Source organism: Paenibacillus enshidis (assembly GCF_042136365.1).
GTDB classification, from domain to species: domain Bacteria; phylum Bacillota; class Bacilli; order Paenibacillales; family Paenibacillaceae; genus Paenibacillus; species Paenibacillus enshidis.
On the sequence record NZ_JBHHMI010000012.1, the window covers coordinates 1 to 23,976 of the forward strand.

The 23,976-nt window shown below is 50.9% G+C and carries 23 protein-coding genes, 1 tRNA gene and 1 pseudogene; 22 read left to right on the forward strand and 3 right to left on the reverse strand.

Going from position 1 to position 23,976, the window contains the following annotated elements:
* From ACE41H_RS14675 to yajC, 10 genes and pseudogenes are all read left to right on the forward strand, one after another.
* Positions 1-73: transfer RNA gene (locus ACE41H_RS14675), tRNA-Pro, on the forward strand.
* A gap of 191 nt (positions 74-264) precedes the next feature.
* Positions 265-435 (forward strand): annotated as a pseudogene (locus ACE41H_RS25290) (zinc ribbon domain-containing protein); the annotation flags it as partial.
* A 61-nt stretch (positions 436-496) separates the two neighbouring features.
* Complete coding sequence (locus tag ACE41H_RS14685; RefSeq protein ID WP_375356081.1) at positions 497-1,192, forward strand: BofC C-terminal domain-containing protein; 696 nt, start codon at positions 497-499, stop codon at positions 1,190-1,192.
* Positions 1,193-1,340: 148 nt separating this feature from the next.
* Entirely contained in the window at positions 1,341-1,844 is a 504-nt protein-coding gene (gene ruvC / locus ACE41H_RS14690) for a crossover junction endodeoxyribonuclease RuvC (RefSeq protein ID WP_375356082.1), read from the forward strand.
* On the forward strand, positions 1,841-2,458 hold the full coding sequence (gene ruvA, locus ACE41H_RS14695; RefSeq protein ID WP_375356083.1) for a Holliday junction branch migration protein RuvA: 618 nt from the start codon (positions 1,841-1,843) through the stop codon (positions 2,456-2,458). The genes ruvC and ruvA overlap by 4 nt, the downstream gene beginning before the upstream one ends.
* A 36-nt stretch (positions 2,459-2,494) precedes the next feature.
* Positions 2,495-3,499 carry a Holliday junction branch migration DNA helicase RuvB gene (gene ruvB / locus ACE41H_RS14700; protein WP_375356085.1) on the forward strand — a complete coding sequence of 335 codons (1,005 nt, stop codon included), beginning with the start codon at positions 2,495-2,497 and terminating at the stop codon, positions 3,497-3,499.
* Positions 3,500-3,597: 98 nt separating this feature from the next.
* Complete coding sequence (locus ACE41H_RS14705; protein WP_375356219.1) at positions 3,598-5,682, forward strand: SpoIID/LytB domain-containing protein; 2,085 nt, start codon at positions 3,598-3,600, stop codon at positions 5,680-5,682.
* An 8-nt stretch (positions 5,683-5,690) separates the two neighbouring features.
* Positions 5,691-6,719: a tRNA preQ1(34) S-adenosylmethionine ribosyltransferase-isomerase QueA gene (gene queA, locus ACE41H_RS14710; RefSeq protein ID WP_375356086.1), complete on the forward strand. Its 1,029-nt coding sequence runs from the start codon at positions 5,691-5,693 to the stop codon at positions 6,717-6,719.
* 24 nt (positions 6,720-6,743) lie between these two features.
* Positions 6,744-7,883: a tRNA guanosine(34) transglycosylase Tgt gene (tgt, locus tag ACE41H_RS14715; protein WP_375356087.1), complete on the forward strand. Its 1,140-nt coding sequence runs from the start codon at positions 6,744-6,746 to the stop codon at positions 7,881-7,883.
* Positions 7,884-7,931: 48 nt separating this feature from the next.
* Positions 7,932-8,258, forward strand: a complete 327-nt coding sequence (yajC, locus tag ACE41H_RS14720; RefSeq protein ID WP_375356088.1) for a preprotein translocase subunit YajC — start codon at positions 7,932-7,934, stop codon at positions 8,256-8,258.
* A gap of 69 nt (positions 8,259-8,327) precedes the next feature.
* Here the strand turns inward: yajC and ACE41H_RS14725 are convergent, their stop codons facing one another.
* Positions 8,328-8,720 (reverse strand): TIGR04086 family membrane protein, encoded by a 393-nt coding sequence (locus ACE41H_RS14725; protein ID WP_375356089.1) that lies wholly within the window; start codon positions 8,718-8,720, stop codon positions 8,328-8,330.
* A 200-nt stretch (positions 8,721-8,920) separates the two neighbouring features.
* On the opposite strand from ACE41H_RS14725, the gene ACE41H_RS14730 reads away from it, so the two are divergent.
* Positions 8,921-9,667, forward strand: coding sequence for a YetF domain-containing protein (locus ACE41H_RS14730; protein ID WP_375356090.1), 747 nt, complete (start codon positions 8,921-8,923; stop codon positions 9,665-9,667).
* Between the two features lie 23 nt (positions 9,668-9,690).
* On the opposite strand, the gene spoVB is transcribed toward ACE41H_RS14730, so the two are convergent.
* Positions 9,691-11,250 carry a stage V sporulation protein B gene (gene spoVB, locus ACE41H_RS14735; protein WP_375356092.1) on the reverse strand — a complete coding sequence of 520 codons (1,560 nt, stop codon included), beginning with the start codon at positions 11,248-11,250 and terminating at the stop codon, positions 9,691-9,693.
* A 246-nt stretch (positions 11,251-11,496) separates the two neighbouring features.
* On the opposite strand from spoVB, the gene ACE41H_RS14740 reads away from it, so the two are divergent.
* The 6 genes from ACE41H_RS14740 (at position 11,497) to ACE41H_RS14765 (ending at position 18,087) form a co-directional block, all read left to right on the forward strand.
* A complete protein-coding gene (locus ACE41H_RS14740; RefSeq protein ID WP_375356094.1) occupies positions 11,497-11,754 on the forward strand; it encodes a post-transcriptional regulator in 258 nt (85 codons plus the stop codon).
* Between the two features lie 90 nt (positions 11,755-11,844).
* Positions 11,845-13,095 carry a protein translocase subunit SecD gene (gene secD, locus ACE41H_RS14745; protein WP_375356096.1) on the forward strand — a complete coding sequence of 417 codons (1,251 nt, stop codon included), beginning with the start codon at positions 11,845-11,847 and terminating at the stop codon, positions 13,093-13,095.
* Complete coding sequence (gene secF, locus ACE41H_RS14750; RefSeq protein WP_375356098.1) at positions 13,085-13,996, forward strand: protein translocase subunit SecF; 912 nt, start codon at positions 13,085-13,087, stop codon at positions 13,994-13,996. The genes secD and secF overlap by 11 nt, the downstream gene beginning before the upstream one ends.
* A 94-nt stretch (positions 13,997-14,090) precedes the next feature.
* Entirely contained in the window at positions 14,091-15,044 is a 954-nt protein-coding gene (locus tag ACE41H_RS14755; protein WP_375356100.1) for a cation diffusion facilitator family transporter, read from the forward strand.
* 36 nt (positions 15,045-15,080) lie between these two features.
* Positions 15,081-17,480 (forward strand): single-stranded-DNA-specific exonuclease RecJ, encoded by a 2,400-nt coding sequence (gene recJ, locus ACE41H_RS14760; RefSeq protein WP_375356102.1) that lies wholly within the window; start codon positions 15,081-15,083, stop codon positions 17,478-17,480.
* 94 nt (positions 17,481-17,574) lie between these two features.
* A complete protein-coding gene (locus ACE41H_RS14765) occupies positions 17,575-18,087 on the forward strand; it encodes an adenine phosphoribosyltransferase (protein ID WP_375356104.1) in 513 nt (170 codons plus the stop codon).
* A 141-nt stretch (positions 18,088-18,228) separates the two neighbouring features.
* Here ACE41H_RS14765 and uraA read toward each other — a convergent pair whose 3' ends face one another.
* Positions 18,229-19,536 carry a uracil permease gene (uraA, locus tag ACE41H_RS14770; protein WP_375356106.1) on the reverse strand — a complete coding sequence of 436 codons (1,308 nt, stop codon included), beginning with the start codon at positions 19,534-19,536 and terminating at the stop codon, positions 18,229-18,231.
* 289 nt (positions 19,537-19,825) lie between these two features.
* Between uraA and ACE41H_RS14775 the strand changes: the two genes are divergently transcribed.
* The 5 genes from ACE41H_RS14775 to ACE41H_RS14795 all read left to right on the forward strand — a co-directional run bounded on the left by ACE41H_RS14775 (position 19,826) and on the right by ACE41H_RS14795 (position 23,824).
* Positions 19,826-22,009, forward strand: a complete 2,184-nt coding sequence (locus tag ACE41H_RS14775; RefSeq protein WP_375356108.1) for a RelA/SpoT family protein — start codon at positions 19,826-19,828, stop codon at positions 22,007-22,009.
* A gap of 33 nt (positions 22,010-22,042) precedes the next feature.
* Entirely contained in the window at positions 22,043-22,489 is a 447-nt protein-coding gene (dtd, locus tag ACE41H_RS14780) for a D-aminoacyl-tRNA deacylase (RefSeq protein ID WP_375356110.1), read from the forward strand.
* A 147-nt stretch (positions 22,490-22,636) separates the two neighbouring features.
* Positions 22,637-22,813, forward strand: a complete 177-nt coding sequence (locus ACE41H_RS14785; RefSeq protein WP_375356112.1) for a hypothetical protein — start codon at positions 22,637-22,639, stop codon at positions 22,811-22,813.
* Positions 22,814-22,898: 85 nt separating this feature from the next.
* A complete protein-coding gene (locus tag ACE41H_RS14790; RefSeq protein WP_375356114.1) occupies positions 22,899-23,417 on the forward strand; it encodes a type 1 glutamine amidotransferase domain-containing protein in 519 nt (172 codons plus the stop codon).
* Between the two features lie 41 nt (positions 23,418-23,458).
* The gene (locus ACE41H_RS14795) at positions 23,459-23,824 is read left to right on the forward strand and encodes a hypothetical protein (protein WP_375356116.1); all 366 of its coding nucleotides are present in this window, start codon (positions 23,459-23,461) and stop codon (positions 23,822-23,824) included.
* Positions 23,825-23,976 lie beyond the last annotated feature (152 nt).

Here is a 23,976-nt window from a genome sequence, read left to right on the forward strand (position 1 = left end):
GGGACGTAGCTCAGCTTGGTAGAGCACCTGGTTTGGGACCAGGGGGTCGCATGTTCAAATCGTGTCGTCCCGATACTAATAAAAAGGAATCCGTTAGATGCTCTAGCGGGTTTCTTTTTATTTCTGGCCACCACCTACGACAGTCAAAGCCGGACGACATTTTATCCTGGACGAACGGTGAAACACAAACGAGGCCAGTATATGGTCTTACGCAAGCAACTTCAGATGAGACAAACCCCATCCGCTCGTAAACGCCTCAAGGAATATACTTCCCAAACCTGCCCAAAGTGTGGGTATATTGAACGAGCCAATCGAAACAAAAAGACGCGTAGCTTTGAATGCCGAACCTGTCACTATCGTTCGAACGATGACCGAATCGGTGCCATGAATCTGTACCGCAAAGACTTGAGTCATGAGTTGTTGACTAGCAATTAAACGTATAAAGTCAGGTTCCCTCGGTCACACTAACACAAAAAGTGGGATAGAAGGGATTCATGTGAACCGACTCAAACTGAAAAAACAGTTCAGACGCCGTTGGAGACAATGGAGAAGGGCATTGTGGTCCTTCTTTATGGCGGGCGCTGCAGCTTTTGCTTTTTATACGGTTATGCTGTCTGATCATCTTGAGGATCTTCTGACAGGTGAGGAGCCTGCGACGATGGAGGCCATGGGACAAGTCGAAGAAGGGAACTTGAAGGATCAGCTTTCGCAGCAGCAGAGGAAGTTTATTGAATCAGTGCGGAATACCGAATTAAGCAGAGAAGTCCATTTGCTTACCAACTATGTCTGCGGGACTGAAACCTCGCTGCTTGGCATCTATCAGGCTGATGACCTGGCTTCTTTGCTGACACAGCATCCGGAGTGGAGCGGCCGCTTGAACCCGAAGGGAGAGGTGTGGCTTGAACGGGAAGTTGCAGATCTTTCCCCGGTATGTAAAAAAAATTCGTATATGGGAATCGGCTCCGAAGGGCAGCTGACTCTGTTTGAAGGTCCACCGCAAAAGAAAAAGGTGATTCGTACCTTTTTTCAGCTTGATATAGGCAGCATGGAAACATCGTTGCCGGAGGGTGTTTTTCAGCAGTTGCGGGATGGAATTCGAATTCAGGATATAGAGGAGTATAACAGTGTGATCTCGACCTTCAGCGATTATGCGGTGGAACAGACACGTAAAGTGATGGGACAGGAATATTAAAAAGATTACAGGCAGGAGGGACGCGCAAAACGCGTCTCTTTTTGTCATGTCATTTAAAAGAAAGTTTTTCGACTCTAGGCATCAAACATTTGTTATAATGGAGTGAACAATACATATGTTCGCTTTTGTACACAGGGGAGAGATGGTTTTGCGCATTTTGGGAATCGATCCGGGGATAGCGATTGTAGGCTTCGGATTTGTCGATAAACAGGGCAGCAAGGTGATCCCGGTTCAGTACGGATGTATCCAGACGGAAGCCCATACACCAGAGGAAGAACGTTTGCTGCATGTCTATGAAGGCATGAAGCAACTGATTGAGAAATACAAACCTGATGCTGTCGCATTGGAAAAGCTTTTTTTCAACCGGAATGTCACCACCGCAATGACTGTCAGCCAAGCACGGGGGGTGCTTGTACTTGCTGCTGTTCAGAGCGGTCTCCCGGTTGCCGAATACACACCAATGCAGGTCAAACAGGCCATCGTAGGTTATGGCAAAGCTGAGAAGCAGCAGGTGCAGGAGATGGTCCGGATGTTCCTGAAGCTGCAAGCTGTGCCCAAGCCGGATGATGTGGCTGATGCTTTGGCTGTGGCAATATGTCACGCCCATTCTTATACTTTAAATTCCAAACTGAATGAGGTATTGCGGAGATGATTGACTTTTTACGGGGACAGGTTGCCCATTTGGAAAATGACTATATTGTACTTGATGTGCAGGGGGTTGGATACCGTGTATTTTGTCCCAACCCCTACGCTTTTGCCAAATCCGAACGAGCTGTAACAGTTTATACCCATCATCACGTGAGGGAAGATGCGATCCTGCTGTTCGGCTTTTCTACCCGCGAAGAACAGCAGCTGTTCCGGAAGCTGATCGAGGTATCGGGGATCGGGCCGAAGGTTGCTTTGGGTATTTTGGGAGGTGGAACGCCTGCACATGTCGTATCCGCCATTTATCAGGAGAATATTACTTTTCTGACGAAACTGCCGGGAATCGGTAAAAAGACGGCCCAGCGCATGATTCTGGATTTGAAGGACAAGCTGGACGGCATCGGTTCGGCTGCGATGGACACGGGATTGTTTGCGCCTCCACAGGCCGTCGAGGAAGGAGAGGTTTCGTATTGGAGCGAGGCCCGCGAGGCCCTGAAAGCGCTAGGTTATACGGATGCCGAATTGGACAAAGCATGGGCCAAGATGAAGAAAGATACTTCGCCGGACGACTCTGTAGATATCCTGATGAAACGGGCGCTGCAGATGCTGTTCGCAGGTTAGTCGGAAGGACTGACAGCAGAATAGGAGCGATGCCATATGGAAGACCGGATTATTTCGGCGAACTTAATGATGGAAGACCAGGCGGTGGAGCTGAGTTTGCGCCCCCGCTTTTTGAATGAATATATCGGACAGAACAAGGTTAAGGAAAATCTGAAAATTTATATCGAAGCGGCCAAAATGCGTAATGAGGCGCTTGATCATGTGCTTTTATATGGTCCGCCGGGACTGGGGAAAACGACGTTGGCCAACATTATTGCCAATGAATTGGGTGTGAATTTGCGGACGACATCAGGACCTGCCATCGAGCGTCCGGGCGACCTGGCTGCCCTGCTCACCAACCTACAGGAAGGGGACGTTCTCTTTATCGACGAAATTCACCGGCTGCATCGTACCGTTGAAGAGGTGATGTACCCGGCGATGGAGGATTTTGCTCTGGATATTATGATCGGCAAAGGCCCCAGCGCACGTTCCGTCAGACTGGATTTGCCTCCTTTCACCCTCATAGGAGCAACGACGAGGGCAGGCCTGTTGTCGGCCCCGCTGCGCGACCGGTTCGGAGTGATCAGCCGTCTGGAGTTTTATACGACAGATGAGCTTGCTTTTATTGTGTCACGTGGAGCCGATATTCTCGGGATCAAAATTGTTGGCAATGCGGCCGAAGAAATCGCGCTGCGGTCGCGCGGAACACCACGGATTGCCAACAGGCTGCTGAAGCGGGTCAGAGATTTTGCCCAGGTGCAGGGAGACGGGATGATTACCCAGGCTGTCGCTGAGGAAGCGCTCCAGCGTCTGCAGATTGATCCGCGCGGGATGGACGAAATTGACCATAAAATGCTGAAAGCGATGATTCAGAATTTTCGAGGGGGGCCAGTCGGGCTGGATACCATTGCAGCGACAATAGGTGAGGAAGGCCAGACGATTGAAGATGTATACGAGCCGTATCTGCTGCAGATCGGCATGCTGCAAAGAACACCTCGAGGAAGGATTGCTACGCCTGCCGCCTACGCTCACTTGGGCCTGCCCATGCCTGAAGGGAACTGAGGGCATTTTTGGACAATAGAGGATAAAAGTATGATGGCTCATAAGGACGAAGCTGATAAAAAAGCGGTATGCACTATGGGGGAAGGAATACAGTGGGAATGAAAAAAGGTTACAAATGGATGCGTTATATTATGCTGGGTGCGGCCTTATTTATATCCACTGGCAGCTTGTATAATCCGGCATATGGTGATGATGCACAGGATTCCATCCGGGTGGTAATGTTCGCTGATCTCGGAAGCACCTATAAATCAACTGTTCCTGCCGTTACATTGAAATCGGATGGCGACTGGAGCGTGGGAGAAGGACCAGACGCCGATCACCGGACCTGGGCTTCCCTTCCGTCCGGACAATCAGTTCGATTCAGCGTTGACGGCTTTCGGGTAAAGGTTATGGAAACAGGGGATTATCAGGCAGCGTCCGCTGCCGCCAAAATCCTGCAGGGTACGAGTGACAAGCCGATTCTGTTTACCGATTCGAAAAACGGAAGAACGGTCTATCAGCTCTACACCGGCATGTATGCCAGTGCCGAGGCGGCTCGGACGGCTGCAACCAGAGTTGCCGCGTCCGCTGCTTCCCAGTTGGGCGGACAGACGCCGGCGGCAGTCGGCAATCTCCACTTGACTGCAGGCACGTTCGCTGGAGAGCAGGAGGCGGGCAGGGTCAGAAACGATATCCAGTCTGCCGGATTTGACGCATATACGGTGCTGCTCTCCAGCGGAGAGTATGCCGTATGGGTCGGTGAGGCTGTATCAAGCAGTCAGTTGGCTGGTATCCGTGAAGCAGTAACCGGAGCGTTACCGGAAATCACCTTGTCGGAGGCGTACTTGTCGGAGCCTGCTCTTATCATCCGGCAGGATGCGGGGACGGCGGGAGGCAGTCCTCAAAATCTGAGGCACTATATGCTAAGTGGTCCGGATAACGGAAATGTCATGATTCATGGGGATGGAGCGGGGATACAGGTTATCGAGAGATCCCAACGTACATACCGCGGCGATTTTGAAATCAGCAAACTGTCCGGTCAACTGGCACTGGTGAATGAGCTGCCTGTAGATCAATATTTGTATTCCGTAGTAGGGGCGGAGGTCTATGCCTCCTGGCCGGTGGAAGCCTTGAAGGCTCAGGCAGTGGCCGCACGCAGCTACGCGCTGTTTCAAAGCAATAAATTTAAAATAGCTGATGTGGTGGATACGACGCTCAGTCAGGCTTATAACGGGCTGGCCAGCGAGAATGGGAAAGTTAGTGACGCTGTGGATGCCACCTCCGGAGAAGTATTAATGAGCGGAGGCGAAGTGATTGAAGCCGTCTTTTCCGCCAACGCCGGCGGCACTACTGCCGATCCGTCGGAAGTATGGAACGGGGGAGGCACGGTGTTTGCAAGTGTGGACAGCCCTGGGGATGCGAGTGCGCAGGAAGGGACCAAGATGTGGTACTATGTGCTGCTGGACAATGGCAAAACAGGTTATGTCAGGGAAGACAACGTGAGGGAGAGTAAGGTTATGACTGGTGCAGGTCTGGCCGAAATGACCGTTACGTCAGACGGCACCAATGTGCGGCCGATCCCGCAAATCCAGTCGGATGTAGCGGTTGTAGCCCAGATGAATCCGGGGGATGAGGCAGTTGTTCTTGCCAAAGTGCCGGAGTCCGGAAGCTACACTTGGGTCAGAGGGCCGTTTACGTCGGACCAGCTTCTCAAATCCATGCAAGGGAAAATTACCGGAACGCTTCCCGAAACGATCCTGCATATGGACGTAACGGATCGGGGGCCATCCGGTAGAGTCGTGGAAGTGGAAGCGAACGGACAGCCTCTGAGTGTAAAATATCCGGATATGTACCGCTCGGTAATGGGCAGTCTGCCAAGCACGAAGTTTGATATTAGCGGAACAGGCAGTTATACTGTATTAGGCGCTGACGGGGAAACGAGCCATATTAGCGGCGCAGCAGGGGCTGAGCTGATTTCCGGCAGCGGAGAGGGCACATGGTCCGGCAGCGGCATGGTTGTAATGAACGGGTCCCATGAAGCTCGTGTGATTGACAAGGAGCAGCGCTTCATCTTTACCGGCCAGGGCAACGGGCATGGTCTCGGCCTGTCCCAATGGGGGGCCAAGGGTATGGCGGATGAAGGGTATGATTATAAGGAAATTTTGCAACACTATTACCAGAATGTTTCTATAGTTAAGGAATGAAGACATAAATGGATGTAAACTTATATGATTTTCATCTGCCGGAGGAGCTGATTGCGCAGACACCGCTTAAGGAGCGGAGCTCCTCCAGGCTGCTGACGTTAAACAAACAAAGCGGTGAAATCGGGCATCATACGTTCAAGGATATCGTGAACTTTCTGAATCCGGGAGATACCCTGGTGTTGAATGATACGAGGGTTATACCTGCCCGCCTTTTTGGAGTCAAGGAGGACACAGGCGCGAAGGCTGAAGTGCTGCTGCTCAAAAATCTGGAGGGCGACCGGTGGGAAGCTCTCGTGAAGCCGGGCAAAAAGCTGAGGAAGGGCACTGTGATCCTTTTTGGTGATGAATTGAAAGCGCGGATCGATGAAGAAGGCGACATGGGCGCGAGAATCATTACTTTTTCTTATCAAGGCGTGTTTCAGGAGATTCTGGACCGGCTTGGGCAAATGCCCCTGCCGCCGTATATCCGCGAGAAGCTGGATGACAAGGAACGCTATCAGACCGTATACGCGAAGCATGAAGGATCTGCCGCCGCACCGACTGCGGGGCTGCATTTTACCGAGGAGCTGCTGGACGAGATTCGTAGCCACGGGGTGTCCATCGCGTTTGTTACGCTTCATGTCGGTTTGGGAACCTTCCGGCCCGTGTCGGTTGAGGTGATCGAAGAGCATGAAATGCATGAGGAATATTATTCCTTGTCCAGGGAGACGGCCGAGCTGTTGAATGATACGAAGGCACGAGGCGGCCGGATCGTAGCGGTCGGAACGACCAGTTGCAGAACGCTTGAGACGGTGGGGAGCGCATGCGCGGGTGGTCCACTTAAAGAAATGAGCGGTTGGACCCAAATTTTCATGTACCCGGGCTATGAATTTAAAGTGGTGGATGCGCTGATCACCAACTTTCATTTGCCCAAGTCAACACTCGTGATGCTGGTCAGCGCCCTTGCCGGCCACGAGCATATCATGACAGCCTACCAGGAGGCGATTGACCGTAAATACCGGTTTTTCAGCTTCGGGGATGCCATGTTTATTTATTAATGATTAACCTAAGGAGTATAGATCATGTCACCTGCAATTACTTATGAACATATCAAAACATGCAAGCAGTCCGGAGCACGGCTTGGAAGAGTGCATACGCCGCACGGTGTGATCGAGACTCCTGCCTTTATGCCGGTAGGGACACAGGCCACTGTCAAAACGATGAGTCCCGAAGAGCTGAAAGAGATGGATGCCCACATTATCCTGAGCAATACGTACCATCTCTTCCTTCGTCCGGGCCATGACATTGTCAGGGAAGCTGGCGGACTGCATAAATTCATGAACTGGGACCGCCCGATCCTGACAGACAGCGGGGGCTTTCAGGTGTTCTCGTTAAGCGAAATGCGCAAAATTACCGAGGAAGGTGTTGAATTCCGTTCCCATCTGAACGGGGATAAGAAGTTTCTCTCCCCCGAAGTGGCCATGGAAATTCAAAATGCGCTCGGGTCGGATATTATGATGGCATTTGATGAATGTCCTCCATATCCTGCGGAGTATGAGTATGTAAAAAAATCGCTGGAACGTACAAGCCGGTGGGCGGAGCGCTGCCTCCAAAGCCATGCCCGTCCACATGATCAAGGGCTGTTTGCGATTGTTCAGGGCGGCATGCATGCAGACCTGAGAAAGCAAAGTGCGGCCGATTTGACTTCCATGGATTTCCCGGGGTATGCTATTGGTGGACTGAGCGTAGGTGAACCGAAGCATATGATGTATGAAATGCTGGAGTCTACTGTGCCACTGCTTCCTTCGGGCAAGCCCCGCTATCTGATGGGGGTGGGTTCGCCTGACGCACTGATTGAAGGCGCTATCCGTGGTGTCGATATGTTCGATTGTGTGCTTCCAACCCGTATTGCGCGTAACGGCACAACAATGACAAGCCAGGGACGTCTGGTTGTCCGCAATGCCCAATATATGCGTGACTTCGGCCCGTTGGATCCCGCTTGCGATTGCTACACATGCAGAAACTATTCGCGCGCTTATTTACGTCATTTGATCAAGGCTGACGAAACATTCGGCCTCCGGCTGACAACTTATCATAACCTGTACTTCCTGCTTAACCTGATGCGCAATGTAAGACAGGCCATCATGGAGGACAGGTTGCTGGACTTCAGGGACGAATTTTTCGAGCAGTACGGTCTTCATGATAATGAAAAAGGATTCTAAACAAGACATGTAATGATGCTTTAAGCCTTGAAAGGGGGGAAATATAATATGTTGAATTTTGCAGCAGCGGCTGCCGGTGGTGGCACCAATAACCTCTTGGGTATGGTATTGCCGTTCATTCTGATGTTTGCTATTTTCTACTTCCTGCTCATCCGACCACAGCAAAAGAAACAGAAGCAGCGCAACTCCATGCTGGGTGCTCTGAAAAAAGGGGATAAGGTCGTCACCATCGGGGGACTTCATGGAACCATTGCAGAGATTACAGATGATATTGTAGTTCTGCGTGTGAACGACGTTACCAAGCTGACGTTTGATCGCAGTGCGATCAGTACCGCTACGGTCGTGAATGAGAAAGCTGGCGAAGCAAGCAAATAACCAGACCATCTAAAAAACCGAGCTCTTTTTGGAGAGTCCGGTTTTTTTCTTGTATCAAGAAAGTTCCATTCAGGATGTTTTACTCAGGTTGATTCCCAGCATTCCTCCAAAAGCGCCAAGAATGAAGGCCGCAGACAAGTGCAAAAGATCCTGCATATTTACACGTGAATCCAAGGCCAAAAAGCCGATCACCAGAACGGCTATCCCGTAAACCACCCCCGTTAGTCCCCCTTGATACCAGCCTTTTTTTTCCGATCTTCTGCCTGATACAAAACCGCCTGCCAGCATGGAAATGCCATGAATAATGTAAGTGAAAAGGGATAAGTCCTGCTCCTGCATGCCTGTGAGCCATAGCAGCAAGGACAGTATAAGCGCCCCGATCATCATCCACACAAAAGCATAGAACAGACCGGATAAAAGGGGGCTGGATACACGATTGGACCAACGGCGGATCAAATCCATCTTACTGACCTCCTCCGAAAATATCATATATCCCATTCTATGGCCGCGCGGCCGCGGATAGTACAAGCTATCCTCTTCCATCGCTACTTTTTCCATTAATTAAAAGTCAATTTTTCCGTATGCGACGACCTGGTCAGGGCGAGAATACCAATACGCGTTCTGATCTCCCGAGTGGGGTACACAGGAGGATGAGATTTGCTATGGTTGACCATATAGGAATGCATATCTTTCGTACGGTGTTGATGTATGTGGTGCTGTATGTGATTATGCGGATCATGGGCAAACGGGAAATTGGCAAGCTGTCTCTCTTTGATCTGATTATTTCTATCATGATGGCCGAAATTGCCGTTTTTTCGCTGGAGGATGTCAAGCGGCCTCTTTATGATGCGTTTGTGCCTCTGGCAACGCTGCTGATTCTTCAGATCAGCATAGCTTATATTAGTCTCAAAAACCGCGGCTTACGGCTTTGGTTTGACGGAAAGCCTGCAGTGATTATTGCCGGAGGCGAACTGGATCGCGAAATCATGGCCAAGCAGCGATACAATCTGGATGACTTGATGCTCCAGTTGAGGGAGCAAAGTATAGCCAGTATATCGGAAGTGGATTATGCGATTCTGGAGACGAGCGGCAAACCTACGGTGATCCCGAAAATAAACGGCCTTGAAAACACGAACAATTCAGAGAATGCAGCCTCTCCATCTGCTGAGGGGGGCGTGTCCTCTCCCATCAGGAAGGAGCTTGAAAAGTTCAAGTATGAAGGGCTGCCCATTCCGCTCATTATGGACGGTAAAGTGCAGGACGCCAATCTTGAGAAGTTAAACAAGACCAGATTCTGGCTGAAAAATCAAATTCAGCTTCAAGGTCATAACGATTTCAAGGATATTTTTCTGTGTACATTGGACCACAACGGCAAGCTGTATGTCAGTGCGGGGGACAGGAGGCAATAAGCACTTTTTTCCGGATATTCCTCTCAAGTTCTGAACCACCTCCGCACAAAGGGAATGCGGTGCAACTGATCCCATACGATCATGCCTGTACAAGTCATAAACACCAGATACAGCACCATTCCGCTCAAAGACGAACTGATAAACTGCAGCCAAAGCGAGTCGCTGAAAGGAAGATGGCGGTAGGCATAAAACACGGCCCCGCCCATCAAAAGCATCCCGGCAACCGTTTTGAACCAATCCCCCGGCTTCATCTGATAGCCAAGCAGTCTGCTTACACTGTATCCGTGCAGCAGGGTCACAGCCATGCTGTTTACACATATGGCGGTTACGCCACCGTAAATGCCATATTCGGGCCGGGATGCCAGGGCGATGATCAGCGTGATTTTAATAATAGCGCCTGCTGCGGTATTCATGAGCGCCTGGCCTGGACGATTTAACGCCTGCAGGGCAGCCTGCAGGGGGGCTTGAATATAAATGAACAGGGCAAATGGAGCCATAAGCTTCAGCATCGCTGCGGCCTCCGTGTTGTTGTACAGCAGCATACATACCGGCTCAGCGAGCACGTACATTAGTACGGCAAACGGAGCGCCGGTAACCAGAGAGAGCCGCAGAGACTGGTTCAGCCTGTTGTGAACAACCGTCCAGTTCCCTCCTGCAGCAGCTTCGGACAGGGAAGGAACGAGCGAGATAGCCAGAGAAGTGGTCAAGGCGCCCGGCAGAAGCAGCACCGGGATGATCATGCCTTGCAGCACTCCGTACTGGGCGGTTGCTACGGCGGTTGCAATTCCTGCAGCTGCAAGGCTGCGCATCAGCACGATTGATTCAAGCAGGTAGGAAATTGAACCGACCAGTCTGCTGGCGGTTACCGGTATGGATAGGGACAGCAGGGGCCCGAGTATTTTCGCTTTCCCGGAAACGCTCCTTTTCGGTTGAATATCCTTAGGAGGATCCTTATGGTGCCTGGCGTACTGCCACAGCAATACGAACATGCCGATCAGTTCGCCAACCATGGCTCCAAGCATAGCGCCAGCGGCAGCAAATTCGATTCCCTTGGGCAGCAGCAGATACGAAAACCAAATGACACAAATAATGCGGATGACGGTTTCGGCTATAGAAGATGCCGCAGACGGAATCATGTTTTGCTTCCCTTGAAAGTAGCCGCGGTACACCGATGATACCGCCACGATAACAATCATGGGCGTCATACTGACAAAAGTGTGGTACACACGGTTGTCTGTAAGAATATGGTTAGTAATCCAGGGAGCAAAGACAAGGCAGAGAATCAGAAATATCATACCCAGGGTAACCGTGAATTCGAGTGAAGCATACAGGATACGCCTGGAACGCTCCGGGCGCCCCTCCGTCTCGGCTTCAGCGACCAGTTTGGCGACAGCTAAAGGGATTCCTCCGGTGATGAGTGTGATGATGACGATGAAAAACGGATACCCCTGCTGGTATAATCCGACGCCTTCAGGGCCGATGATACGGGGAAGCATAATGCGCGGAACGAAGCCTAGCAGCCGGTTGATGATACCTGCGGCAAGCAGTATGATGGCTCCTTGAATAAAGGTTTGTTTTCTCAACCGCAACTCCCTCTTCCGTCAGATTTGGGCTGGACCTGCTTACAGCATGTAGTAAATGGATATGCCTAACCTGTCCCCTTTCATGACAAGCCTGTGAATAACCTGAATGGTAAATTAAGAAAGGCGGGATATTGTAGTTGACGGAAGGACGGATTACATATATTGTTTGCATGTACGGTTTATGTTTGCTGGACGGCTAAGAGCGCGTAGAATCCTTTTAATAGCACGGTTCAGGAGGTTGAAGTCATGGGCATGGAAGAGCTGGATGAACATTATCTGGAAGAGGCTGTTGAGATGCTGTGCCGCAGCAAAGCTGAAGAGCTTAGACTGGTAGGCTATGAGCATGTGACCAGCAAGGATGTCTGGGACTGTGTGAGCAGTCGATATGAGCAAGAAGGAATTCCCCCGCTGCATAAGCTTGTGAACGATATTCTTTCGCTGAAAGCGACCAGCTTCATGAACTTTTTAACAATGTCCGCACTCCGGGGATCCACTTTCGAATAGGGAGGGGATCTTTTTTGTGGTCAAATTGACTGCATTTGCTGAGGTGCTATAATAGGAATATTGAGAATTGAAAGGGGATCATGGGACGGCATGAAGAGAGTGGTAAGTTTCATCCTGGTCGTGCTCATAACCGCTGGAGTTATGATCGGGACCAGCCCGGCCTTATTGCAAAGCTTAAAATTGGGCCTCGACTTAAAGGGAGGCTTTGAAGTTTTATACGAAGCTCAGCCCATGCAGGGAGGACAAGCAGTAACCAGAGAATCGCTGATACAGACTGCCAAAAGCCTTGAGGCGAGAATTAATGCCATGGGGACTAGCGAACCTGAAGTAACCACGGAAGGGAGCAACCGTATCCGTGTACGGATTGCTGGTGTGACGAATGAAGCGGAAATGCGTGCCATGCTGAAGAAACCGGCTCAATTGACCTTCCGCAGTGCGGCTGAGGGAGATAAGCCGGGAACTTACAGCAAAATTGAGCTGCGCGGTGAGGATTTTGTAGAAAATGGAGCTTCAGTTTATAGCAATCAGTTGAACCAGCCTGAAATCAGCATTAAGGTGAAGGACAGCGCCAAATTTGCCGACATTACAAAGCGCTTGATCGGTAAAGAGCTTGCGATTTATCTGGACGAAGAGCGGTTGTCGGCTCCAACCGTGCAACAGCAACTGACAGACGGTACTGCGTCGATTACCGGTAGTTATACCCGCGAAGAAGCAACCCGCATTGCCGATACTATCAATTTGGGCGCCCTGCCGCTTAGCCTTACAGAGAAATATTCGCAGAGCGTCGGCGCCACATTGGGGCAATTATCCTTACATCAGACGATTGTTGCGGGTCTGATCGCATCGGTTATTATTTTGCTGTTCATGATTCTGATGTATCGTGTTCCGGGCCTGATTGCCAGCTTCTGTCTGATTCTGCATACATGGCTGGTGCTTGCCATCTTCTATTTCGGTGATTTCGTGCTGACACTGCCGGGAATCGCGGCCTTCGTGCTCGGGATCGGCATGGCGGTCGACGCGAATATCATTACTTATGAACGGATCAAAGAGGAGATTCTTAGTGGCAAGTCCATCCGCTCTTCTATGGTTGCCGGAGGCAAGAATTCCTTCCGTACCGTAATGGACGCCAATATCACAACAATTATTGCAGGGCTTGTCATGTTTGCACTGGGTACGGGTTCCGTTAAAGGCTTTGCCCTGGTGCTAATCGTGGACATTGTCGTAAGTATTCTTACCAACGTGTTCTTCTCACGTTTCCTGCTCAATCTCCTGATCAAGGCTGATGTGATTAAGAAGCCTAAGTATTTCGGTGTAAAGGAGAGTGAGATTCGTGCGCTTTAATTGGAATTGGAATTATATGAAGGCCAGCAAATATTTTTACGGATTCTCGATTGCGCTGGCTATCGTAGGGATTATATGCGTGTCCATCTTCGGACTTAATTATGGCGTCGATTTCCGTTCAGGGTCCAATATAGACGTGAATTTGACGAAACCGGTTACTCAGGCCCAGATTCAATCCTTGCTGGATTCACAGGGAATTGGAGAAGATGTCGATTACACGCCTGGGAATGACCGCTTCGGCATTCGCTTCTCCAAAGTACTGAACGATCAGCAGGTCAATGAATTGAAATCTGCCTTTAACTCGAAGCTGGATCAAGGAGCTTCCTTCGAAGTCAATACCGTAGATACGGAAATGGCCAAGGAATTGGAGCGCAACGCGATTTACGCGGTTTTGATTGCCTGTGTGGCGATCGCGATTTTCGTATCCATCCGTTTCGAATGGCGCTTTGCCATTGCGGCGATTGTATCGCTGTTGCATGACGCGATTCTGGTCATCGCCATATTTGCCATTTTCCGGCTGGAGATCGACCTGACCTTTATTACCGCGATTTTGACCATCGTCGGTTTCTCGATTAACGATACGATTGTTATATTTGACCGTATCCGTGAAAATCTGCGCTTTGCAAAGAAAAAGTCCAAGACAGATCTGGCGCAGGTAGTTAACCACAGCATTGCCCAAACGATGACTCGCTCGCTGGCCACTGTCTTTACCGTTTTCATTGCATCGGCATGTCTGCTGATCTTCGGCGGTGCTTCCATCCGAATGTTCTCGCTCTCTATGGTTATTGGTCTGCTCTTTGGGGCCTACTCCTCCATCTTTATTGCGGCGCCGCTGTGGCTTGGCTTAAAATCCAAGCAGAAGCCGCCTGCAGCCAAAGCGGCAAAACCGGCCAATCCATAAATGAAACTGAGCACAGGAAGCCGCGTCTGACAGGGCGCGGCTTTCTAGTCCGTTCGTTTGTCCAAGGCATGTACAGGAATGAGGGGGAACTGTTGTGAAAAGCGAACGTAGCCGGTCATCGGAGACGGCGGCGTGGACAGGAATCGCCGGTGACCTGATAATAGCTCTGTTAAAAGGCGGTGCAGGATATATCTCGGGCAGCAAGGCATTGATGGGAGACGGGCTGTACGCCGCGTCGGATGCGGCGGCAGGTCTGGCCCGGCGCCTGACTGCCGGGAAGCCCGGAGACCGGGTGGAAAGACGAAGCCATCACGATAATCCAAAGGCACGTCCTGCTGTCCCTGTACTGTTTGCGATTCTGTTATTAATGACCGGATTGGAGCTGGCAGGCACGGCTATACGATCTCTGGTTGCGGGTGAGCCTTCTGTGCCGGGAATCTATGCTTTGATTACCGCATTTGCCGCATTAGCTCTAAAGGAAGCCTTTTTTCAATTCCAATACAGATTCATCAAGAAAAAAGGTGGAGCGGAAGTAAATACTCACATTAATGAACATCGTTTCTCGCTATATTCATCTTTAACAGCACTTCTCGGGATGAGTGGAGCGATGGCAGGCCAGGCATTCGACCTGAGTTTGCTTCTTTATCTGGATCCGGTTGCGGGCCTGCTCATCGCCTGCCTTGTGCTTCGCAAAGGCTATTTACTGATTGTGCAATCTGTTTACGGTCCCCTTGTCGAGGAGCTTCGGGAAGAGGATGTCCGTTCATATATGGAGACGGTTCAGAGAGTGCGTGGTGTAGTTACCATTGTAAGTCTGAAGGCAGTGGAGTTTAACGATACCGTAACCATTGATACTCTTATCAGCGTAAGTCCCCGCATCACGGTGCAGGAGGCGCAGGAAATTGCGGACCGTGCCAGGACGCTGCTGATGACCCGTTTTGCCAGGGTGACAGATGTCAAAATACAGTTTAGCCCGTATCAGTCTCTTTACCCGTACAAGACGAATCATGAACTGCCAGAGAATGATGTTTCGCCGCTAATCCAATGAGTGAAGCGGACGGCACGGAAAGTAAGGTGAAATCTATTGCTTCAATCGCAGTACCGCTGGAAAATCGCGGAGCCGTACCCTGCTGTCAGAGACGAACTGGCCCGTGAACTGCAAATTTCTCCTCTGCTGGCTTCATTGCTGGCAAACAGGGGGATAGACACGTCCGAGTCGGCACACCGCTTTTTGCATGGACGGGATGAATCGCTGTATGACCCGTATCTGCTGCTGGGCATGGACCGGGCGATCCCGCGTATACGGGTGGCGCTTGAGCGTAATGAACATATATTAATTTACGGGGATTACGATGCTGACGGTGTATCCAGCACAGCGCTTATGATTCATTTGATGAGACGTTTGGGGGCTTCTTATGACATTTATATCCCTCATCGCTCCAATGAAGGCTATGGCCTGCATAATCATGCCATGGATTGGGCTCACCAGCAGGGTGTTAGCTTGGTCATTACGGTAGATACCGGAATCAGCGCGGTGGAGCAAATTGCTTATGCCGCGGCACTCGGGATGGATGTGATCGTGACAGATCACCACGAGCCGCCGGCTGTTCTGCCGGAAGCCTATGCCCTTATTAATCCGAAGATTCCCGGATGTCCCTATCCGTTTAAAGGGCTTGCCGGAGTAGGAGTGGCCCTCAAGCTGGCGCAGGCTCTGCTGGGCGAAGTTCCTGCCCATTGGTTCGAGATTGCCGCGATTGGAACGGTAGCGGATCTGATGCCGCTGCATGATGAGAACAGGGTCATCGTCCGCCGGGGAATCGAAGCGATGAGAGCCTCCGCCTTCCCGGGCATAGAGGCACTGCTGCAGATAAGCGGGGTAGACATGGCCGCTGTAAGCTCTGTCAATATTGCCTTTGCGCTGGCGCCACGCATCAATGCCAGCGGACGGCTGGATCACGCCGGAAGGGCGGTGGCGCTTCTGACCACCGAGGATGCCGATGAAGCGGACAAGCTTGCCCACGAGCTGGATCTGCTGAACAAGGAACGCCAGCAGGTGGTTAACGATATCGTAGGCCAAGCCATTGAAATGCTGGAAGACAAAATTAGCGGCTCCGGTCTGCCTCCGGTCATTGTCATTGCGGGAGAAGGCTGGAATGTAGGGGTTGTCGGCATTGTGGCATCCAAGCTGCTGGAGCGTTATTATCGTCCGACGATTATTTTGGGTATAGACCCGGAAACCGGGAATTGCAAAGGCTCAGCCCGCTCTATCCCTGGTCTTGATATTTATGAAGCTCTGACGGATTGCAAAGAGCTGATGGATCACTTTGGCGGGCATCCTTCAGCCGCAGGGATGAGTTTGCATCGTGACAGGCTGGAGCAGTTTGAGCAAAGGCTTCATCATTTTGCGGATGCCCGTTTGTTGCCTGAGCATTTCGTTCCGGTTGCCGAGGTTGATGCGGAATGCAGATTGGGTGAGCTGAACGTGAATGTTGCTGAGCAACTGGAGCTGCTGCAGCCGTTTGGCATGGCCAATCCGTCTCCGCGTCTGGTGTTGCGTAAGCTGCGGCTTCGTGAGGCCCGGAAAATGGGCAAGGAAAAAACGCATCTGAAGCTGGTCATGGAGCAGGACGGCTCCATGCTGGATGTGGTTGCCTTCGGGCGCGGAGAGCTTGCGGATTTTCTGCAGCCAGGTTCATTAGTGGATGTGCTGGGGGAATTATCCATCAACGAGTGGAACGGCAAGCGTTCACTACAGCTTATGCTGCAGGATATCCAGGTAACGGCGTCACAGGTATTTGATTTCCGTGGAGAAGCGGACCCGGTAGGACTTATGGAACGCTGTACACGCATCTTCCATCAGGACAGTGCAGACCGCGCGCCTGTGGCTGCCGTTGTCGGCCCCCATTCACCTTTTCGAAAGACAAGCTCATTGAATGATGACCGGATTTGGGTATATGATAAGAATACTGGCATCCTGCCGGAGAACGAATCAGCAGATCTGGCGGTTAAGGACACTGTGCGGACTTTGTTTTTGCTTGATCTTCCGGGAACCATAGAACAGTTTAATGCCTTGTGGACGATATTTCCCAAGGTGGAGAATATCGTTGTCATGCATTCCAAGAATGGCTACCATGGCCGGCTGGAAACGCCCGACCGTGAGCAATTCAAGCGCATTTACGTGCTTCTGAGAAAGCTGGGAACGGGCCCGCTTGATGAAAAAACGATTCTTCCCGCATTAAGCCGGCAATGCTCGATTTCTGTAAGAATGATGTCCAGGGTGCTGGAAGTATTTGAAGAGCTCGGTTTTGTACATAGAGAGGACGGGATATTAAGCTGTGTCCCTAATCCACCGAAAAAAGAGCTGACCTCTTCGCACCGGTTTCATGAACTGAATGAAGCCGCCGAGATGGAACGTTATCTGCTTGATGCCGGAACACCCCAGCTGGCCAGCTGGATGATGTCCAGGCTGGAAGGGGTTTCCTGAACCGAAACGCTTCATCTCATCTCATAAATCATGACATTCCTGCATGCTTCAGATTTACTTTATAAGATTTCTATTTCAGGTAGGAGGATCCATTTTGGACTATAAACAGTATATTCGTGTTATTCCTGATTTCCCGCAGCCGGGCATCAGCTTCAAAGACATTACGACATTGTTGAACCGGGGAGATATTTACCGCCAGGCGATTGACGAACTGAGGGTCATGGTATCAGATTTAAAAATCGATTTGATTGCCGGACCTGAAGCGAGAGGTTTTGTGATAGGTGCTCCTTTGGCTTATGCCTTGGGCGTGGGTTTTGTTCCCATTCGTAAAAGTGGCAAGCTGCCAGGCGAAACGGTTGAAGCCGGTTATGACCTGGAATACGGATCAGACAAGCTGGCCATGCATAATGATGCCGTCAAGCCGGGGCAAAATGTGCTGATTGCGGATGATCTGCTGGCTACAGGCGGTACCATCTCCACCTCCGTCAATTTGGTCCGCCAACTCGGCGGCAATGTGGCAGGGGCTGCCTTCCTGATCGAGCTGGCTGAACTGAACGGGCGCGCCAAGCTGCCTGATGTGAATGTATTTTCACTGATGACCTATTAAAAAATGAAATAGCTCTTCATGGTGAGGAGCCATGTACATCTCCCGCTTTTCCCGGGAAATATACAGCTGTGTTAAATAACGAAAAAACCCCCGGTTTTCTCTTCGAGGAAACCGGGGGTTTTTTGCATGTAATGGATCGGATCAATCCGATGTTTTCTCTACAAAGGGTTTAGCGGTTTTGTCGTTGGACAAGCCCATGACGTCAAACAACTTGAACAGCAGGCTGAGCAGGATGCCCACTACTGTTGCCAAAGCCATACCTTTAAGCTCGACAGTTCCCAGCGTCAATTTGACGCCGCTGATGCCGACAACAAGCACTAGTGTGGCGAGAAGCATATTGGTCGCTTTGGAGAAATCGACCTTCTGCTCCACGAAGATACGCAATCCGGACGCGGCAATGACACCGAACAGCAGCAAGGATACGCCGCCCATGACCGGAGTGGGGATGTTGGCGACGACCGCCGAGAACGTCCCGGAGAAAGAGAGCAAAATTGCAATAATGGCCGCACCTCCGATGACCCATACGGAATATACTCTGGTAAGAGCCATGACCCCGATATTTTCCCCATAGGTCGTATTGGGTGTGGAGCCTACAAAGCCGGACAGAATGGTTGAAATTCCGTTGCCAAGCAGGGAGCGGTGCAGGCCGGGATCCTTGGATAAATCCTTGCCAACGATATTACCGGTTACCAGCAGGTGGCCGATATGCTCTACGATGACAACGAGAGACACCGGCAAAATGGTCAAAATAGCTGTCATATTCCAGGTAGGCGTCGTAACGGTCGGGAAATCCAGGAAATGTGCTGCGGCAATGCTGCCTGTATTCACCATCCCCATCGTATAAGCGAGTAAATAACCGACAATAATGCCAAGCAGGATGTGAATGATTTTGGCAAAGCCGCGGAACAGGACGGCTCCCAGTACAGTGACCGCCATAGTTACCAGGGCAAGTGTGATGCTCTTTGGATCGGGCGTCCACGCTTGTGTCGGGTCTGTATTGATAAAACCGGCCATGCCGGCCGCAACCGGAACGAGCTCAAGGCCGATCAATGCCACAATGGCTCCCATGACAGCCGGAGGGAATACAACATCGAGCCATGTAGTGCCGGCAACCTTCACAATGAGGGCAACAATGCAAAACACCATACCGGTAACAATAAATGCACTTAGCGCCATGGAATAGCCCGACTCCGGGTTGGCGGCCAGCACGATTCCCACCGGGGAGAGAAAAGCAAAGCTGGAACCAAGATAGGCCGGGATTTTGCCGCGGCAGAGAAAAATGTAAAACAGGGTGCCGATGCCATTCATGAGCAGAATCATGCCTGGATCGACACCGAATATGTTCGGCACGAGCACGGTGCTGCCGAACATCGCAAAGAGGTGCTGAAGGCTCAAGAGAAATCCGGGGCCCAGCGGAAGTTTTTCTTGTACTTGAATTTCGCGCTGCAAAGCATTCACTCCTTAAGTGAAATGTTGAAAGTGTAAAAAGACGCAGCTTTCATCCCGCCTTTAGTCATTCTTATTTACATTAAAGACTTTCAGCAAATTTTTCAATAACAAATATTCCGTTCATTCATTGTTTTTCGTCATATATTACCTTACTTAATCTTCACGCTCCGACAGTTGACGTTCCGGGCTGCAACCGTCATAATTATAGGAAATCACTTTGGGGAACCTGCACGAGCTTCGCAAACCGTCGGGTTCCATTTTGTATAGAAAGGACACGGATAAGAGCAGAATGGGCATAGAGCAATTACTTGAAAAGGCTGGAGCCTATATCCGGGAACCCGATCTTCTCCGCATCCGGGAAGCCTATGACTTCGCAGAGCAGGCTCATCATGGCCAGACCCGTAAATCGGGTGAGCCTTATATCCTTCACCCGCTGGCTGTAGCTGATATTGTCGTTAACATGCAGATGGATACTCTCTCCGTCATTGCGGCTCTTCTGCATGATGTAGTGGAGGATACGACGGTATCGCTGGAAGAGATCCGCGAACATTTTGGCGATACATGCGCGATGCTGGTGGACGGACTCACGAAGCTCGAACGCATCCAGTTCCGCTCGAAGGAAGAGCAGCAGAATGAAAATTATCGCAAAATGTTTATTGCAATGGCGCAGGATATTCGGGTCATTGTCATTAAGCTTGCGGATCGTCTGCACAATATGCGAACGCTGAAATATCAGTCAGAAGAGAGTCAGCGCCGGATTTCTTATGAAACTTTGGAGATCTTCTGTCCGGTGGCGAACCGCCTGGGTATATCGGCCATTAAATGGGAAATGGAAGACATCGCGCTCCGGTATTTGAACCCGCAGCAGTATTACCGTATTGCCAACCTGATGCACAAAAAGCGGGCGGAACGGGAGCAATTTATAGAGAATGTAATTGCTAAAATAAGGGAAAAACTGGATGAAATGAGTATACATGCTGATTTATCCGGGCGCCCCAAGCATATATACAGTGTTTTTAAGAAAATGACGACCAAGAACAAGCAGTTCAACGAAATCTATGACCTGCTTGCTATTCGTATTATTGTCGACAACATCAAGGACTGCTATGCGACACTGGGCATTATCCATACGCTCTGGAAGCCGATGCCCGGGCGCTTTAAGGACTATATCGCCATGCCGAAGGCGAATATGTACCAGTCGCTGCATACCACCGTGGTAGGGCCGAACGGAGAGCCCACAGAGGTGCAAATACGCACGACGGAGATGCACCGGACGGCAGAGTACGGGATCGCCGCACACTGGGCATATAAAGAAGGCAGTAACGGAAATGTTAATCCAGAGGATACCATCACCTTCTTTCGTGAGATTCTGGAGCTGCAGAATGAAGCCAAGGACGCCTCGGAGTTTGTGGAATCGCTCAAAATGGACTTTTTCTCCGATCTGGTGTTTGTATTTACGCCTAAAGGTGAGGTCATTGAGCTGCCTGCCGGTTCGGTGCCGCTTGATTTTGCTTTTCGTATTCATACGGAGGTTGGCAACCGGACGATTGGCTCCAAGGTCAACGGAAGGATCGTGCCTCTCGATTACCGGCTGAAAACCGGGGATATTGTCGAAATCATGACCTCCAAGCATTCCTATGGTCCAAGTCAGGACTGGCTGAAAATTGTGCAGTCGTCCCATGCCCGCAGCAAGATCAAGCAATGGTTCAAGAAGGAGAAACGGGAAGAGAATGTGGAAAAGGGCCGGGAGAGCCTTGAGCGCGAGCTGAAGCGCCTCGGCATCGACCCGTCCGCCTGGATGACCGACGACAAGCTGCAGGAGGTCGCCAACAAATTCGCGTTCCACGACACGGAGGACATGCTCTCGGCCATCGGCTTTGGCGGCATTACGGCCGCGCAGATATGTACGCGGCTGACGGAAAAGCTGCGTAAAGAAAGAGAATTGGAAGAAGCGAAGCAGCTTGAACTGACGTCCGAGATGAAGGAGATCAAGCCGAACACGGAACGGAGAGGACGCCCCACCAACGGAGTTCGGGTGGAAGGCATCGATAACTTGCTCGTTCGTTTTGCCCGCTGTTGCAACCCCGTGCCCGGAGACGATATCGTCGGATATATAACAAGAGGACGGGGAGTATCCGTGCATCGCAGCGATTGTCCCAACATTCCGGGCAGTAGCGACGGGGAAGAGCAGGCAAGGGTCATCGACGTTGAATGGGAAGAAGCGGTTGAGGCCAATTACAGTGTTGATATCGAAGTTACGGGCCATGACCGCAATGGGCTGATGAATGAAGTGCTGCAGGCCATTTCGGAGAGCAAGACGAATCTTGCCGCGATCACAGGCCGCTCTGACAAGAACAAGATGGCGATGATGCACATTACCATTCTGATACGCAATACTGAGCATTTGCATTCTGTCGTGGAACGGATTAAACGGGTGAAAGACGTGTACACCGTACACCGGATCATGCAGTAACAGACTATTAGTGCAAGGAACGGAGAATAAGGAATGAGAATCGTTATACAACGCTGCAAGCAGGCGGAGGTTACCGTTGGGGGCGCTGTTGCGGGCCGGATTGCTGAAGGTCTAATGATTCTTGTGGGTGTCACGCATGAGGATACGGAGAAGGATGCGGTGTATCTGGCTGATAAGGCAGCTGATCTCCGTATTTTTGAGGACAAAGCGGGGAAAATGAATCACAGTGTGCTGGAGGCCGGGGGTGCTGTGCTTTCTGTGTCCCAATTTACGCTGTACGGGGATAGTCGTAAAGGCAGAAGGCCAAATTTTATGGCTGCTGCCAAGCCGGAGATCGCTGAAGGCCTCTATGAAGCTTTTAACCGCCGTTTGCGGGAGCGGGGGCTGACGGTGGAGACGGGCAGGTTCGGTGCGATGATGGACGTGTCCCTGACCAATTGGGGGCCTGTAACGATGATCGTGGACAGCCGCTCCGAATAACAACTTCCAGCAACAAAATAAGCGGAGAAACGTCTGCGAATCTGATCAAAGGGATCGGGTTTGCGGACGTTTTTGCATTTCATAAGCTTATGCCGTTAGGGAAATGCTAATAGCTGTCAATGATCAGCAGGCAGGAGGGTGAAATCCATGCGGCAAGCTCCCAAGGAAGCGGGCGCTGTAACCACCACAGTTTGTTTTCCCGGAAGCAGGAGAGAGGCGGTGGCTATCACGGCGGCTGATGAGAGGTCGTCAGAATTCTGCGCTTTGGGCAAAGGGAGAGGGCTTGAAGGGAATCTGCCGCCAAGGCAGGCACAGATGTATTAAGTAACTCAGGGCGCGTGTTAGATATAAGGAAATTTCGGGTAATAACAGAATGTGAATATCTTACCGGAAAGGAGTTCTGAGCAATATGAGTAAAGTAGCTTTTCTGCTGGCAAATGGATTTGAGGATTCGGAAATGCAGGTGCCTTATGATGAGGTGAAGAAGGCGGGACATGAAGCGGACATTATCGGGCTTCAGCAGGGAGAGACACTCTCCGGCAAAAAAGGAAAGGAGCAATATACAGCCGACAAGGCGATAGCTGACATTAAGGCCAGCGACTATGACGCTGTTGTCATACCGGGAGGCTCCTCCCCGGAAAACCTGCGGCTTGATGCCAATATTCTGAAATTTGTGACCGAGATGAACGCGGCCAAGAAGCCTGTCGCTGCGATCTGCCATGGTCCGCAAATTCTGATCAGCGCCAAGCTGCTCCAGGGCCGCAAGATCACCTCTTACCCTCCGCTCAAGGATGATATGATCAACGCGGGCGCAAATTTTGAGGATAAAGAGGTCGTGGTGGACGGGAATTTCATCACTTCACGCACACCCAAGGATGAGCCTGCATTTGTGCGTGAAATTCTCAATTCGCTCCTGGTGAAGCGTTGAGTCTGCCGAGCCGGACAAAATCCTGAGGGAGGGTTTTGGACATGCCTACGCAAATTCAAGCTTATTTCAAGACTGAGGACGAGGCGGAGGGCGCAAGAACCTCTCTGCAAGCCTATCGGACAGAGCATCTGGAAGTCGGGCAACTGGGTGGAACGCTGGGACGGGACAAACGTTTATTGATTCCATTTGTTCCATATAATACAGTCGGTTCTATGAATACGGGAGGCGCCCGCAGACAAGATTTGCAGGATACACCCGGTTTGCTGGATGCAATGGGTGTGTTCTCATCTGAGGACAACGACAAGCTCCGATATGTCTTGTCTGCGCAGGTGAACAATGCGGATTATGAGGAAATTGTGCGTAAGCTGCGCGCCAACCATGCTTATGTCGACCGCTTCGACGAATAAGGTCAGCTTCCGCCCAGCCTGCACAAATATCGTCAAAAACCTACTGTAATGTAATTGTAACATTCGCAAAACAATCCCTTAATATTGCTTGTATATAATAACAGCATGACCCCCTTTAATATATCCTTTATGAACCCTGCGGACCGTTTTCG

Coding starts and splice junctions, on each gene's coding strand:
- secD (WP_375356096.1), top strand. CDS start 11,845: ATGAAGAGAGTGGTAAGTTTCATCCTGGTCGTGCTCATAACCGCTGGA.
- ACE41H_RS14775 (WP_375356108.1), top strand. CDS start 19,826: ATGGGCATAGAGCAATTACTTGAAAAGGCTGGAGCCTATATCCGGGAA.
- ACE41H_RS14790 (WP_375356114.1), top strand. CDS start 22,899: ATGAGTAAAGTAGCTTTTCTGCTGGCAAATGGATTTGAGGATTCGGAA.
- yajC (WP_375356088.1), top strand. CDS start 7,932: ATGTTGAATTTTGCAGCAGCGGCTGCCGGTGGTGGCACCAATAACCTC.
- ACE41H_RS14785 (WP_375356112.1), top strand. CDS start 22,637: ATGCGGCAAGCTCCCAAGGAAGCGGGCGCTGTAACCACCACAGTTTGT.
- tgt (WP_375356087.1), top strand. CDS start 6,744: ATGTCACCTGCAATTACTTATGAACATATCAAAACATGCAAGCAGTCC.
- ACE41H_RS14705 (WP_375356219.1), top strand. CDS start 3,598: ATGAAAAAAGGTTACAAATGGATGCGTTATATTATGCTGGGTGCGGCC.
- ruvA (WP_375356083.1), top strand. CDS start 1,841: ATGATTGACTTTTTACGGGGACAGGTTGCCCATTTGGAAAATGACTAT.
- ACE41H_RS14795 (WP_375356116.1), top strand. CDS start 23,459: ATGCCTACGCAAATTCAAGCTTATTTCAAGACTGAGGACGAGGCGGAG.
- ruvB (WP_375356085.1), top strand. CDS start 2,495: ATGGAAGACCGGATTATTTCGGCGAACTTAATGATGGAAGACCAGGCG.
- ACE41H_RS14730 (WP_375356090.1), top strand. CDS start 8,921: ATGGTTGACCATATAGGAATGCATATCTTTCGTACGGTGTTGATGTAT.
- queA (WP_375356086.1), top strand. CDS start 5,691: ATGGATGTAAACTTATATGATTTTCATCTGCCGGAGGAGCTGATTGCG.
- ACE41H_RS14740 (WP_375356094.1), top strand. CDS start 11,497: ATGGGCATGGAAGAGCTGGATGAACATTATCTGGAAGAGGCTGTTGAG.
- ACE41H_RS14725 (WP_375356089.1), bottom strand. CDS start 8,720: ATGGATTTGATCCGCCGTTGGTCCAATCGTGTATCCAGCCCCCTTTTA.
- dtd (WP_375356110.1), top strand. CDS start 22,043: ATGAGAATCGTTATACAACGCTGCAAGCAGGCGGAGGTTACCGTTGGG.